Origin of the sequence: Nitratireductor mangrovi, assembly GCF_007922615.2 — a bacterium.
Lineage (GTDB): Bacteria > Pseudomonadota > Alphaproteobacteria > Rhizobiales > Rhizobiaceae > Mangrovimarina > Mangrovimarina mangrovi.
This window is the reverse complement of record NZ_CP042301.2, coordinates 4,300,364-4,313,904: the sequence shown is the minus strand read 5'-3', so window position 1 is coordinate 4,313,904 and position 13,541 is coordinate 4,300,364. Positions and strand designations below refer to the sequence as shown.

Sequence of the window (13,541 nt, the reverse complement as noted above, 5' to 3'; positions counted from 1 at the left end):
ATAAATGGGACCGTGACATAGTGGAAGCGATTCAGATGCTTATCGAGATACTGTCGCGGTCCCCATATGCGTGAACAGATCAAGCGCGTGGCTGAGGAACTCCTGGTAAAGCACGGCTACCGGGGAGTCAGTTTTCGCCAGATTTCCGAGATTCTCAACACGACCCGCGCCAACTTGCACTACCATTTCGGCAGCAAGGACGGTCTGGTCGAGGAAGTTCTCGAAGACTATGCCAACCGCACGCTGGACGCTTATCGAGATATCTGGACGGACACGCGCACCAGCCTGCGCGAAAAGGTAGAAGCGGTGGTGCGAATGTCTCGCGAGCGCTACCGGCACTATAACCAGAAATCCGACAAGGGAGAGCCTTGGAGCCTGATGATCAGGCTGCGTTCCGACAGTGACGCAATCACCCCCAGAATGCGTACCAAGCTCCAGGAGGTGACGCACGAGTTCGAGACCCTGGTCCGGGTCGGCGTGCGAACGGCGATCCAATCGGGAGAACTCGTCGAAGACGCTCCACAGGAACTGCTTGTCGTCCAACTCGTCAACATCATCCACTACGCCGGCTCGGTCACCCGCGATCATGGGCATTTCGGCAGGCTGGCCGACCTGTGGGAGGCGACGCTCTCCACAATCGAGCGGGCCTATGGCCGCGAAACCGCGGTCAAAACGCGCGCGACAGCCTGACCAAACTCGTGTCACTTCTGGCAGACGGGGCTTAGTCCTCCTGCCTGCGCAGGGACCGGAGGTTCAGACCGGCCGCCTTGCGGTCCCAAGTGTCAGCGGTTACGCCCGTTTCGCGCAGAACCGCCTTCCTCGGCTTGCCGGTAGGCGTGCGCGGCAAGTCCGCGAGGACCTCAACGTAGCGCGGAACCATATGATGCGCGAGCTCGTCCAAGAGGTGGGTGATGAGCGCCACGGGATCAAGCCTCGCTTCGGGATGCATCACCACGCACAGCTTGATATCGTCGTCGGAGGCGTACTCAGAGCTAACGCCGACGGCGGCGCTTTCTGCCACGCCGGGGTAGCGGTTTGCCGCAACCTCGATGTCGAAAGACGAGATGTTTTCGGCGCGTCGCCGGATACGGTCTCCCAGGCGATCGACAAACCAGACCCAACCTTTGGCATCACGGTAGCCGCTGTCACCGGTATGGAACCAGAGGTTCCGCCATGCCTTCACCGTGGCCTCGGGGTTGCGGAAGTAACCGGGGCTGACAATCCAGGGCAGTTTTGGCCTGACAACGAATTCCCCTACCGTGCCGGCCGGAACTTCCTCGTCTGTGTCGGGATTCACGACACGAAACTCGTACCATTCTTCACGGATACGGCCGCACGATCCCGGGCGGAGTGGCTCCTCGAAGGGGTGCCAGCAGGGAATGTTGATCTCTGTCATGCCCCAGGTTTCGATACCTTTGACGCCGAAGCGACGCTCGAAATCTTGCGCTATGTGGCGGGGGAACGGGGAAGTTCCGATGCGCGTCAAGCTGGTTTCCGCATCGTCGTCTCGCTCAGGCTGGGCGTGGATCATTTCGACAAGCGGCCCGTGGCCGATCGTCACCGTAGCACCGGTGGCGCGGATCCGGTCGATCCAGCGCCGCGCGGAAAAGGCGGCATCAAGGCAGACCCGCGCGCCAGTAAGCAGGGCGGCATAGATGACGCAGAAGCGTGGCGACATATGGAAGAGCGGATGGGCGCAGTAGAACGTGTCATCGGCGGTAACGCGCATGCCCTCGACGCTCTGCCGCGCCGTAAGGAAGGCTTGCGCGTGCGTCACCATGACACCCTTGGCCGGACCTGTGGTGCCGGAGGTTGCGAGGATGGAGGAAACGCCGGAAGGCGACAGAACCGGAGGCGTGACGGTCGCGCTTCCGGCCTCAGCGAGGGGGCCGGAATTTGCACCGGTGCACGATTCGTCCGGCACCTCGCCAGAGCCGAACCACCTGATTGGCCTCATCTCTCCGCTGGTTTCCAGCGCGGCGTGTACGGCCGGCAGCAAGCCGGCCTCGGCTACGACAAGGACCGGGTCGATCAGGGTCAGTGCCTGTTCAAGAAGACGGCCGGAGAATGCTGGATTGATCGGCGCGTCGGTGGCGCCAAGCAGGTTTGTGGCAAACCAAAGCGTGACGTGGTCGATCGAATTTCCTGCCACGAGTGCGACCCGGTCTTCCGAACCGACTCCCGAGGCGGCGAGGTGCCCCATGCAGTCGCGAACGGACCGTCCGAAAGTCGCGAAGGAGAGTTCCGTTCCGTTCTCTGAAACGAGGAATGGCGCATCCGGGGTTTCCCGGATACGCCATTCCAGTACGCGGTCGGGCGTCCATTGGGAGGAAAGAAACGCGTTCATGAGACGTAGCCGCCGCTGCCGGGGCGGGCCCGCCGGAGCGAGCCTCGCCGCCGAAGGTCATTCCACGGTGATGAATTCGCCGTTGCGAATCTCGACCGTGATGAGGGAATCTTCGGCGATGCCCTCGTGCTGCTCCTTGGAGTAGCAGAGCTTGCCATCAAGATAGGTGCCCTCGAAATCACAGATCGTCTCCAGGGCGTCCCGAATGGCAGCACCAGTCACATCACCCTCGACGCGGCGGACCGCCTCCGCGAGCGCCATGAAGCCTGTCGAGCCGAGCAACTCGCCGTAACCCTTGGGCTCCTTGCCGGCGGCCGCGAGAACTTCGCCCAGTTCCTTCTGTCGTTCCGAGGGGTCGTTCCAGTTACCCATCGAAACGACCTGGACGCCCTCGCCCGCGTCGCCTGCGGCGTCGATGAACGGCTGCTGGTTGAGCGAGCCGGAACCGATGATCGGCGCCTCCAGCCCAACCTGCTTGGCGGCGCGCACGAAAGCGGCACCGAGAGCGGGTGCGGACGTCTGCAGCAGAACCACATCGGGCTCCGCGTTGCGAATCTTTGTGGCGGCGGCCGTCAGATCGATGGCGCTCAGTGGCGCACCGACAGCTGCGACGACCTCGATATCGTGCTCCTGCGAGAGCTCGCTCGCGTACTCCATGCCGGCCTCGCCATAGGCGTCCTCCTGATACATGATCGCGAACCGCTTGTGCCCCGGTGCGAACACACCCCGCTCCATGATGCCTGACAGGATCACGCGGTCAGTGGGCGCAACGCGGAACACCCAAGGCCAGAAGTCATGGCTCTTGTCCGTGACGCTGATCGTCCCGACGGGAGCAAGTACCGGTACCTCGGCCTTGGCGGCCACGGGCATGAGCGCAAGCGTTCCGGTTCCGGTCGTGGAGCCCACGATCGCCTGTACGCCGTCCTGGCGGATCAGCCTGGTCGCACACCGCGCGGCTTCGGTGGGGTTTGTCTGATCATCGCACATGATGATCTCAAACTTCTTGCTGTCGATGCCACCTTCCGAATTGAGATTGTCGGCCAGAATCTGGACGATGTCCCGCTCGGGAACGCCGAACGGCGCAGCGGGGCCGGTGACAGAAAAGATACCGCCGACCTTGATCGTTTCTTCGGCCTGGACGCCCGAGGCGACTGCAGCGCACATGGCACCGGCAATTGCGGTCGATAGGATACGCTTCATTTCATTCTCCCTTTTTTGATCCACGCCACAGTGGCGCTATCCGTTACCGGCACCCATGAAGGCGTCGGCAAGCTCCTCCGGATTCTCCAGATCTTCCCTACCGCCTGTCTGGACGACGCTGCCGTAGGACATGATGATGTAGCGGTCGGCTACCCGTGCTGCGAAAGGCACGTTCTGCTCGGCAAGAAGCAGCGCGAGGCCTTTTCGCTTGAGGATGTCGAAGGCGTGCTCAAGAATGTCAAACACGGCCGGCGCCAGTCCCTGACTCGGTTCGTCTAGGATCAGTACGTCCGGGTTTCTGCCGAGCGCCAGCCCGATCGCCAGCATTTGTTGCTCGCCACCGGAAAGCACGCCGGCCATCGCCTGATCACGCTGCTTGAGAATCGGAAACAGTTCGAGAATGAATTCGCGCTGCAGCTCGCGTTCGCCCGGCGGAAGGAGTCGTAGCCCAACGTCGATGTTTTCCCGCACTGACATCGTGGCGAAGATATTGCCGCGCTGTTCGGGCACGAATGCTATACCGGTGGCGGCCCTCGCCGGGGTGCTCAGCCGTCCGACGCTGCGGCCTCGGACGCGAATTTCACCTCCGCCGTTCACTATCCCGGCAATGGCGCCAAGCATGCTACTCTTGCCGGCGCCGTTGGCGCCCAACACCGCCAGCAACTCGCCGGCGTGCAACGACAGGTCAACCCCCGAAACGACAGTGATGCGGCTGTAGCGAGCGGTGACGCCCTTGCAGGTCATCACCTCTACTGCGGTCTCGGACGCGCGCGGCGCGGTTTCAGTTGCAACGCTCATTGACCCGCCCTCCCCAGATACATGTCGATGAAAGCTGGATCTTTGGCGATGTCTGCGGGCTTGCCCTCAAGCAGCACCACTCCTTCCTTCAGGACGACTACGTGCTCGGCAAGCTCGCGGATGAGGTTGAAGTTGTGCTCCACGAGGAGCACCCCGACCCCCCTGTCCGCAAGGCGGCGTACTTCGTGCGCGAGCATGCGTTGCTCGTCACGTGCCAGGCCGGCCGCCGGCTCATCCAGCAGGATGTAACTGGGTTCGTTCGCCACTGCACGCGCGACCTCAACGAGCCGAACTCGGCCCATCGGAAGCTCACTCATCTGCAGCTGGTGGAACTCCGAAAGCCGCAGGTCATCGAGGATTTCCTCGCAGCGCTGGCGGAACTTTGCTTCTTCCGATGAAGCAAAGGGCGTGCGAAACATAGAGCCACAAATGCTTGCCTTGTGCACAGGGTAGAAGCCGCACATGACCGCTTCCGCGACCGTCACCTTCGGGTCGAACCGGGGCGTCTGGAAGGTTCGCGCAAGGCCGAGACCGATTCGCCGGTGCGCTGGCAATGCATCGATCCGCTTGCCATCGACGCTGACGGTTCCGGCGGTGGGTCGCACCATGCCTGTAATGGCGTTGAACATTGTGCTTTTGCCAGAACCGTTGGGACCGACAATGGAAAGGATATGCCCCTTCTCGAGCGTCAGAGACGCGTCCTTGAGTGCGGTGACGCCACCGAAGCGTACGGTGATATCCGAAACCTGGATGCTCATGCCGCGCCTCCCCGTGCCTCGGCCGTTCGCCGCCGGGCCGCATCAGCCTGGGCACCACGCGGCCGGAACATTCGCTTCCAGTCAGTCCCCAGAACGCCGTTCGGCGTCACTATCAGGACAAGGATCAGGACCGCACCGAAGATCATGCCCTGGGTCTCGGCGGCAGGTAGGTAAAGGGTGATGAGGGTTAGGAAAGTAGCGCCGAGCACGGGCCCCAGAAAGGTCGACGCCCCACCGATCACCGCCATCAGCAGGATACGGATCGACACGTGCATCGTCATGGAGTCGGGGCCCATGTAGGAGAGATGATGGGCGTAGAACCACCCCGCGAGGCCGGCAACCGAGGCCGAGATCGCGAAATAGACTGCGAGAAGGGCCGGCACGTTGACACCGTCGGCGGTTGCGCGCAGCGGATCGTGCTTGGCGGTCTTGACGGCGCGACCGATGGAGGAATCAGTCAGATTGGCATAGAGAACGAGGACCACCACAACCAGTCCCCATCCCAGCACATGCATCGAGAAAAGGCTGTCCGCGAACCAGAGCGAGGGAATGCCCGAGATGCCGATGTACCCACCGGTAAAGTCTCCGCCCTCTCGGATGGCCAGTTCGAGCACCAGGCTTAGCAGGATGGTGGCGATCGACAGTGGCAGCGGCGACAGCCGCGTGATGGCGCGGGCCATTGGATAGGCGAGGAGCATGGGCAGGAGCAAGGCCGCGACCAATCCGATGAATGGCGACAACTCGTAGCGGGCCGTCAGGATCGCGGTCGCATAGGCCCCGAGCGCGCCAAAGGCCGCCGGGGCTATTGAGAGGATACCGGCCTGCCCGTAGGCCATGCCGGCCGACAAGGCGAGGAGAGCGAAGACCGCCACGAGGACCGAATTGTCGAGCCAGAACGGACTGGCGCCGATTGCGGGCGTGATGACAGTGACTGCGCCAATGACGACTAGCGCGGGCACCATCCGCGAGGCAACACTGTTGGCCATTACACACGTCCTCCGGTGGCAGCGATCTGATTCATCCGCCCGACCGAAAGGATGGCAAAGATGAATAGGAGCGGCGTAGCAGTCGCCCATCCTCCCGGCAGGTAGCCGGCCGAGAAGGCCTGAATGACACCAATGACGATGCCTCCGGCGAAACCGCGCAGCGGACTGTTCAGTCCAAAGATGATGGCTGAACCGAAGCCCCAGATGGTGAGATTGAAAGCGGTCGAGTAGTCGGCGCCGGTGGTGAAGAGAATGAGCACGCCGGCGATGCCGGCCAGCAGGCCACCGATAACATAAGTGGAAAACCAGATCTGCTTGACCGGAATGCCGTTTAGCGCGGCGCCAACCGGGTTGATTGCGCTAGCGCGCATTGCCCGTCCGAAGGGCGTCTTCTTGAGAACGATGAACAGCGCCGCCAGGATCGTCACGCAAACCGCGACGTTGATGCCCATTTGGGGGCTGACACGAATGCCGCCGAGATCCCAGAAGACAGAGAAGGGCTGGCGGATCATCGGACTGGTGCCGAAGATCGTCAGAATGAACGACTCGATGAAGGTAGCCAGGCCGAAGGTTCCGAGCACCGCAATCACGTGATCGACATGCCCGGGGCGGTTAAGCCGCATGGATATGACGCCGACCGCGGCTGATGCGAGCACGGCCGCGCCCACGGCGGCAGCGACACCCAATGGGCCGCCAATCACGTACATGATCGCCGCCGCGAGGACCGCGTACGCCCCCAGAGCCACGTCGACTGAGCCCGTCGTCGAAAAGAGCAGGCTGACCGGAAAGGCCAGCAATCCGTAGGTAACGCCGAGTAGCGCCCCACGAATGAGATACTCAGATAGCTCGAACAACATTTCCTCCCGATGCTTGTCCGGCCTCAGCCGTCAGCTGATGCATGATTTGCATACTTACCTGTCAGTAAGTTGCAAACGATCGTCACTGTCAATACGGGTTCAGCGACGCCGCACTCGCTCCATTCAGTTCATCCACAATCCGCCAGTCACATTGATGGCCTGACCCGTCATGTAGTTGGCGTCGACGGAAATCAGAAAGGCGACGATCCCCGCCACGTCCTCGGGTTCGCCCAAACGTCCGAGTGGGATGAGATGCTGGCGTTCGGCCGAAGGAGCCAGTCCCATGGCGGCTGCCTGCGTATCGGCCTGTTCGCGCATCCGCGTGTTGGCGATCGTGCCTGGGCAGACTGCGTTGACGCGAACGCCGCTGCCCGCATAGTCCAGTGCCATCGACTGCGTCATGCCGATAATGGCGAACTTCGACGCACAGTAGGCGAGAGACTTCGGCCGACCCGATTTCCCAAACCAGGACGCCATGTTCACAATATTGCCGTCCCCCTGCTCCACCATGTGCGGCATTACGGCGCGGCAGCAATTGTATGTGCCTCCCACGTTCACTGACATCGTGTAATCGAACACGTCGGGTTCGGTATCGAGAAGGGCTCCGAGTTGGCCAATGCCGGCGTTGTTGACCAGGATCTCGGGGCCAGCGCCCCACGCTGAGACGGTGGCCTCGAAGACGGCACGCACGGCGGCTGCGTCCGCGACGTCGACCTCGAACGCTTGCGCGTTCGCTCCAATTTGCTGCCGGGTCGCCTCGATTCCGCCGGCATCGATGTCCCACAATGCGAGCGAACAACCTTGCTGCGCGAGGCGCAAGGCGACAGCCTTGCCGATCCCGTTCGCCGCCCCAGTGACGATCGCTCGCCGGCCTTGGTAGTCATATGTCGTCAAACCCTCGTCTCCCGTAACTCCGAGTCGGACCGGCCCGCTTAAATCGAGCTCCAGAAAAAGTTGCCTTTGCGAAATTACGTGCGCCGGATGTGAATCCCGCCGTCAACGTGAAACGCGTGGCCGGTCGAATAGGGCAATAGCCCTGCCGCGAGCGCCCCCGCCGTGCGCCCCACGTCCTCTGGCTCGCCCCAGCGAGCGAGCGGCATGCCACCCGCCTTGACCCACTGGTCATATTTCTCGAACACGTCGGCCGTCATGTCGGTCCGTATGATGCCGGGTCGGATCTCATGAACGGCAATTCCGTGCTCGGCGAGCCTGAGAGCATAAAGGGACGCCATCATGGCGATGCCTGCCTTGGAGATGCAGTAGTCGGCCTGCGCAGGCGTCGCGATGACGGCATTGCCCGACGAGATGAATATGATGGAGCGCTGCGGTCGCGCCGGATCGCCCGACGGTTGCTCCATCATCGTTTTCGCGATCTCTTGGGTAAGGAAATAGGCACCGCGCAGGTTCACTGAGATGAGCCGGTCGAAGCTTTCCACGGGCACGTCGAGCATGTCGCCACGATAGGCCGTTTGCACTCCGGCATTGTTGACCAGACAGGAAAGCGGACCGAATGCGGAAAGGACGTCTGAGATGAGGCGCTCGTGATCCTCGATGTCCGCGACATTGCCCTTCACGAAGGCGGCGCGGCACCCCTTAGACTCGATCTCGGCAAGGGTCTGCCTGGCCGCTTCATCGCATTCAAGATCGGTTATCACCACGTCGAAACCGTGGTCGGCCAGCGACACGGCGATGGCGCGGCCGATGCCGCGACGTCCGCCGGTGACAAGCGCGACGCGCGATGCCTGCTGCGCGGGGATCATCAGGCGGCCTCGCTTACCTGGACCGGAACCCAGCGCATCACGTGTGTGGCCCTCGCAACGGTTTCACCGCGCTGGTTGGTGGCGACAACCGCCGCCAGGGCGCGGCGTTTCGTGCCCTCGAGCTTGTCGATCGTGTAGGCGATGGTCACCGTGTCGCCGAAAAAGACCGGGGCCATGAAGCGCACGCTGTCGTAGCCTTGGGAGACTGGTGTGAGCCCGACGTATTTGTCGACGTGGGGAGTATACATGACGGTCGATGCCGTCGACATGAACCCCATGCACAGCACGCCATGGGCGATCCGCTGGCCGAAGGCGGATTTGCTCATGTATTCGGCATTGCAGTGAACGTCGGAAAGATCGCCCGTGATACCCGCGAACAGGTAAACGTCGCTTTCGCTCACCGTCTTGCTGAAATGGATGCTGTCGCCGACTGCGACGTGAAAATCCGCGTCGTTCATCACTTCCTCCCGAAAAGTGAGGCCATGCTTATCCCTGACTTGCATGTAGGTCAATAACCGCTATGAAGTTTCTCGACAAGGAGATTGTCGATGACCAGCACGAAGTTCGCCTTTAGGAAACGCGATATCCAAGCGGCCATAGCGGCCCTGCAGATGCGGTTTGGCGAACGCGTCTCCACTGCCGCATCGGTGCGCGACCACCACGCGAGCCAATTGACGTGGATGTCCAGCCAGCCGCCGGACGCGGTCGTCTTCCCCGAAAGTACGGATGAGGTGCGCGAGGTCATCGCCCTCTGCGCGGAGTACCGCGCGCCCGTCATTCCCTTCGGTGCCGGTTCGTCGTTCGAGGGTCATCTCAATGCGCCGGAGGGCGGTATCTCGATCGACCTCTCGCGTATGAACAACGTGCTTGCCGTGAACGCCGAGGACATGGACTGCGTGGTGCAGCCCGGCATCACGCGCGGCGCGTTGAACGGGTACGTTCGCGACACGGGCCTGTTCTTTCCCATCGACCCGGGCGCGGACGCCTCCATCGGCGGGATGGCTGCCACGCGCGCCTCCGGCACGAATGCCGTTCGCTACGGCACCATGCGTGACAATGTCGTGTCCGTTACAGCTGTGCTGGCCAATGGCGAAGTGATTCGTACCGGGCGACGTGCACGTAAGTCGTCCGCCGGCTACGATCTGACGCGGCTCCTTGTGGGTTCGGAGGGTACGCTAGGCGTGATTACCGAACTGGTTCTCAAACTGTCTCCGATGCCCGAGGCGATCTCTGGCGGGATCTGTTCTTTTCCCGATATCCGCTGCGCCTGCGACGCCGTCATCGCGACCATCCAGCACGCCATACCGGTCGCCCGCATCGAGTTGCTGGACGAATTGACAGTTCATGCGCTCAACAGGCATTCGCAGCTCAACCTTCCCGAATCGCCGCTCCTGCTACTTGAATTTCATGGTTCGCCAAACAGCGTGGCCGAGCAGGCCGACCGCTTCGGCGAAATCGCGGAGGCCTTCAGCGGCGGCCCCTTTCGGTGGTCGGCCAACGCGGAAGAGCGTACACGACTGTGGAAGGCGCGGCACGACGCCTATTGGGCCTGTCTCGCGCTCAGACCCGGCGCGCGGCCAATCCCCACGGATGTCTGCGTTCCGATTTCCCGGCTTGCGGACTGCATCGCTGAAACCAAGGCCGAAATCGCCGCTCTCGGTCTGCCCGCTCCATTGGTGGGGCATGTCGGGGACGGGAATTTTCACGTCCAGCCACTGGTAGTCATGGATAATCCCGACGAGATCGAGAAGGTGCGGGGCTTCATGGCGCGAATGGTGGAGCGCGCCCTATCGATGGATGGCACCTGCACCGGTGAGCATGGCATTGGGCAGGAGAAGCGAAAGTACATGGAACGCGAGCATGGGCTGGGCACCATCTCTGCTATGCAAGCTGTCAAGCGAGCACTAGACCCCGAGAATATTATGAATCCCGGAAAGATGCTGGAGTTTGACACATGAACGATTGTTTCGCGTCACCGGGCCTGCGCGCTGAATCAGTGGATTTCGTCGACGGGCGAACGCGCCTTTACGGGATCATAGGACATCCGATCGAGCAGGCGCGTTCGCCGGAAACCGTTACGTTCGAACTGAGGCGCCGCGGGGTGAACGCGGTTCTGGTTCCGGTCGACATCGATCCAAGGGATTTCGACCAGGTGTTTCCGCAACTGCTGAAGCTTGGGAACCTGGATGGGCTGGTGTTGACAATACCCCACAAGACGGCCGCCTATCGGCACCTCGAGCGGCATGGTCCCCTCGCCCGCTTCAGTCATAGCGTCTCGGTCATGGCCCGATCACTCGATGACCAGTGGATTGGCGAGGCGTTCGACGGCGAAGGTTGCGTGTCTGCAATCCTGCAACGCGGGATCGCCCTGAAGCGCCAGCGTATCCAACTGCTGGGCGCCGGCGGCGCGGGCGCCGCAATAGCGGCGGCGTTAGCGCTACGCCAGCCGGATCGGCTATATGTGTCCGAGCCCGATGAGCCGCGCTGCGAGACCCTTCTGAAAAAGCTGTCGCAGGCCTTTCCGCGAGTTCGCGTCCATAGCGGGCTTGCCCCGCTGGCGGATATCGACGTGCTGATCAATGCCTCGCCGATCGGCATGCTCGACGCGAACAAGATGCCGATAGAGGCCGACAGCATTCCTGCCCACGTGGCGGTGATGGATGCGATTATGGAGCCTGACCGGACGAAACTGCTTCGCATGGCCGAAGCGTCCGGATGCGTTACCATCTACGGGCGCGAAATGCTCGATTCCCAGATCGCCGGCGCCTGCGATTTCATGCTGGGCGCCCGCGAACAACTTGCCGACGACGTGGTCATTCACACCTGAGGCCGGGTTGCTTTTCAGGCTATGTGGATCACAAGCTTGCCGCGATTGCGACCCTTGAGTAGGCCGATGAAGGCTTCTGGTGCATGTTCCAACCCGTCGACAACATCCTCAAGCGACACGATTGCGCCAGTCTTGACGAGCGGGGTAATCATTTCGAGGAACTCGCCGCGGTGGGCGGCAAAGTCAGTCACGATAAACCCGCGCCACGATAGCCGCTTGACCAACGTGTCGCGCATGACGCTGGCGAGCCGAGTTCCATCGGACTCATCGCCGTCATATTGCGAAACAACGCCGCAAACGGGTATGCGCGCAAAGTCGTTAAGGAGCGGCAGGACCGCATCGAGAACACGCCCACCGATATTCTCGAAATAGACGTCGACGCCGTCCGGGCAGGCTTTCGCGAGGTCGCCTGCCAGGTCTCCGCCACGATGGTCCACGGCGGCGTCAAACCCGAAGTGATCGACGGCCAGCCGGCATTTCTCCGGACCGCCCGCGATGGCGACGGCGCGACAGCCGGCTCGCTTGGCAAGCTGGCCGACCATAGAGCCGACAGGACCGGTGGCTGCCCCCACCACGACCGTCTGGCCCTGCTTTGGCATGCCGATCTTCATCAGCCCGGCGTAGGCGGTGAAGCCGGGGCTACCCAGAACATTCAGAAAAGCTGTCGGCTCGACAGCCTCGTCGACAATTCGCAAGGACGAGGACGAAGCGACCGCGTAGTCCTGCCAGCCGCCTTGGGCCAGCACCATCTGCCCTGGTCGAAAAGCGGAATCGTCGGAACGCACGACCTCCGCTATCGTCGAGCCGACCATAGGATCGTCTATCGCCACGGGCGGCGCGTAGGACTTCGCGTCGTCCATCCGCCAACGCATGTACGGATCGAGGGAGAGGTATCGGTTCCGGATCAAGATCTCTCCCGGGCGCAAGGTCCGCGGGACCGCAGCCTCAACGAACTCGAAGTCATCTTTGGCCGCCTCGCCCCGAGGACGTCGTGCGAGCCGCCACTGTCTATTAACATCACCCATTTCGCTTCACCTTGCATGAGTCCTTGTTAGTAACTTACTTACATGAAAGTCACTATTAGCATCAACCGTCAGTACCTGGCCTTGCCGACGGAGTCCTCCGAATGGCACGGTGGTGGCTGGAGAACGTTGGATTCCCGTCCCACTCCCTCCGCCATAGTTATCTGTCATGTTGTTGATTTTACGTCTATTTTTCGGTTTCGAGCTACCCAGCCCATCTTTCAGCCCCACAATCGGCCTCGGCTGACCGCACGGTCCGACCAGCCCATCACCAATCGTTGCGTCGCTTGCCGAATCGCTACAATCTGAAGCCATCTGTAATCGCGAGCGCATGACGTGCCGCCAACCGCAGTCGCGGAGGCACGCTCATGGCGCAACGATCAGCGTCGCAAACCGATCTATTTGAGAATGCAGCCGCAGGCGAGCCGCCGAGCGTGGCGCCCTGCTTGTCTGGGCCGCTGCGTGATGCCACAGGCGCTGGCGCGACCCAGTCCAGTCTGCCTGCGGACGCTACCGGGCATCCCCGTCGCCACGTCGAAAGCTTCCTTTCGGATCGGGACGTCGCCAAGCGCTACCGTGTTTCCCGCCCGACCATCTGGAGATGGTGCCAGAACAATCCCGCCTTCCCGCGACCAAGACAGATGTCGCCGGGAACCACGCGCTGGCTGCTATCCGAGCTCGAACGTTTCGAGGGCGAGCTTCCAGCGGCGGCCTCTGTAGGCTCTACCGAAACGCCGGGGACCCGGTCCGAGGCCGGGCCGAAGCGGCCATGACCAGGTCCTATCGGTCGGTGAAGCCGAAAATCCACCGCGTCTATTCCGTGGAACAAGTGCTCGCGCTCTACGGTATCTGCCGCAACACGCTCTATAACTGGCTTCCGCTGGGGTTGCGCCCTGTCGATGACTGCCGGCCCCGGCTCTTCACGGGCACGGAACTCGTTTGGTTTCACGGTCACAGAGCCTGCACATTGAGAGGCTGAGAAAGCG

General features: G+C 62.0%; 13 protein-coding genes. 3 read left to right on the top strand and 10 right to left on the bottom strand.

Features of this window, described 5'->3' with window-relative positions:
* The first annotated feature begins 66 nt into the window (after positions 1 to 66).
* Positions 67 to 690: a TetR/AcrR family transcriptional regulator gene (locus FQ775_RS21160; protein ID WP_146300950.1), complete on the top strand. Its 624-nt coding sequence runs from the start codon at positions 67 to 69 to the stop codon at positions 688 to 690.
* A 31-nt stretch (positions 691 to 721) separates the two neighbouring features.
* Here FQ775_RS21160 and FQ775_RS21155 read toward each other — a convergent pair whose 3' ends face one another.
* The 9 genes from FQ775_RS21155 to FQ775_RS21115 all read right to left on the bottom strand — a co-directional run bounded on the left by FQ775_RS21155 (position 722) and on the right by FQ775_RS21115 (position 9,164).
* Positions 722 to 2,347, bottom strand: a complete 1,626-nt coding sequence (locus FQ775_RS21155) for an AMP-binding protein (RefSeq protein WP_146300949.1) — start codon at positions 2,345 to 2,347, stop codon at positions 722 to 724.
* A gap of 57 nt (positions 2,348 to 2,404) precedes the next feature.
* A complete protein-coding gene (locus FQ775_RS21150) occupies positions 2,405 to 3,547 on the bottom strand; it encodes an ABC transporter substrate-binding protein (protein WP_246730205.1) in 1,143 nt (380 codons plus the stop codon).
* A gap of 36 nt (positions 3,548 to 3,583) precedes the next feature.
* The gene (locus FQ775_RS21145) at positions 3,584 to 4,291 is read right to left on the bottom strand and encodes an ABC transporter ATP-binding protein (RefSeq protein WP_146302051.1); all 708 of its coding nucleotides are present in this window, start codon (positions 4,289 to 4,291) and stop codon (positions 3,584 to 3,586) included.
* Positions 4,292 to 4,341: 50 nt separating this feature from the next.
* Positions 4,342 to 5,103, bottom strand: a complete 762-nt coding sequence (locus FQ775_RS21140) for an ABC transporter ATP-binding protein (protein WP_146300948.1) — start codon at positions 5,101 to 5,103, stop codon at positions 4,342 to 4,344.
* Positions 5,100 to 6,089 (bottom strand): branched-chain amino acid ABC transporter permease, encoded by a 990-nt coding sequence (locus tag FQ775_RS21135; RefSeq protein WP_146300947.1) that lies wholly within the window; start codon positions 6,087 to 6,089, stop codon positions 5,100 to 5,102. Before FQ775_RS21135 ends, FQ775_RS21140 begins: the two co-directional genes overlap by 4 nt.
* Positions 6,089 to 6,946: a branched-chain amino acid ABC transporter permease gene (locus FQ775_RS21130; RefSeq protein ID WP_146300946.1), complete on the bottom strand. Its 858-nt coding sequence runs from the start codon at positions 6,944 to 6,946 to the stop codon at positions 6,089 to 6,091. The genes FQ775_RS21135 and FQ775_RS21130 overlap by 1 nt, the downstream gene beginning before the upstream one ends.
* Positions 6,947 to 7,069: 123 nt before the next feature.
* Positions 7,070 to 7,840: an SDR family NAD(P)-dependent oxidoreductase gene (locus FQ775_RS21125; protein WP_167813090.1), complete on the bottom strand. Its 771-nt coding sequence runs from the start codon at positions 7,838 to 7,840 to the stop codon at positions 7,070 to 7,072.
* A gap of 74 nt (positions 7,841 to 7,914) precedes the next feature.
* Positions 7,915 to 8,706, bottom strand: coding sequence for a 3-ketoacyl-ACP reductase (locus FQ775_RS21120; RefSeq protein ID WP_146300944.1), 792 nt, complete (start codon positions 8,704 to 8,706; stop codon positions 7,915 to 7,917).
* A complete protein-coding gene (locus FQ775_RS21115) occupies positions 8,706 to 9,164 on the bottom strand; it encodes a MaoC family dehydratase (protein WP_146300943.1) in 459 nt (152 codons plus the stop codon). Before FQ775_RS21115 ends, FQ775_RS21120 begins: the two co-directional genes overlap by 1 nt.
* A gap of 90 nt (positions 9,165 to 9,254) precedes the next feature.
* On the opposite strand from FQ775_RS21115, the gene FQ775_RS21110 reads away from it, so the two are divergent.
* Complete coding sequence (locus tag FQ775_RS21110; protein WP_146300942.1) at positions 9,255 to 10,664, top strand: FAD-binding oxidoreductase; 1,410 nt, start codon at positions 9,255 to 9,257, stop codon at positions 10,662 to 10,664.
* Positions 10,665 to 10,702: 38 nt separating this feature from the next.
* Positions 10,703 to 11,533: a shikimate dehydrogenase family protein gene (locus tag FQ775_RS21105; RefSeq protein WP_167813089.1), complete on the top strand. Its 831-nt coding sequence runs from the start codon at positions 10,703 to 10,705 to the stop codon at positions 11,531 to 11,533.
* A gap of 14 nt (positions 11,534 to 11,547) precedes the next feature.
* Here FQ775_RS21105 and FQ775_RS21100 read toward each other — a convergent pair whose 3' ends face one another.
* Positions 11,548 to 12,558, bottom strand: coding sequence for an NADP-dependent oxidoreductase (locus tag FQ775_RS21100; protein ID WP_146300940.1), 1,011 nt, complete (start codon positions 12,556 to 12,558; stop codon positions 11,548 to 11,550).
* Positions 12,559 to 13,541 lie beyond the last annotated feature (983 nt).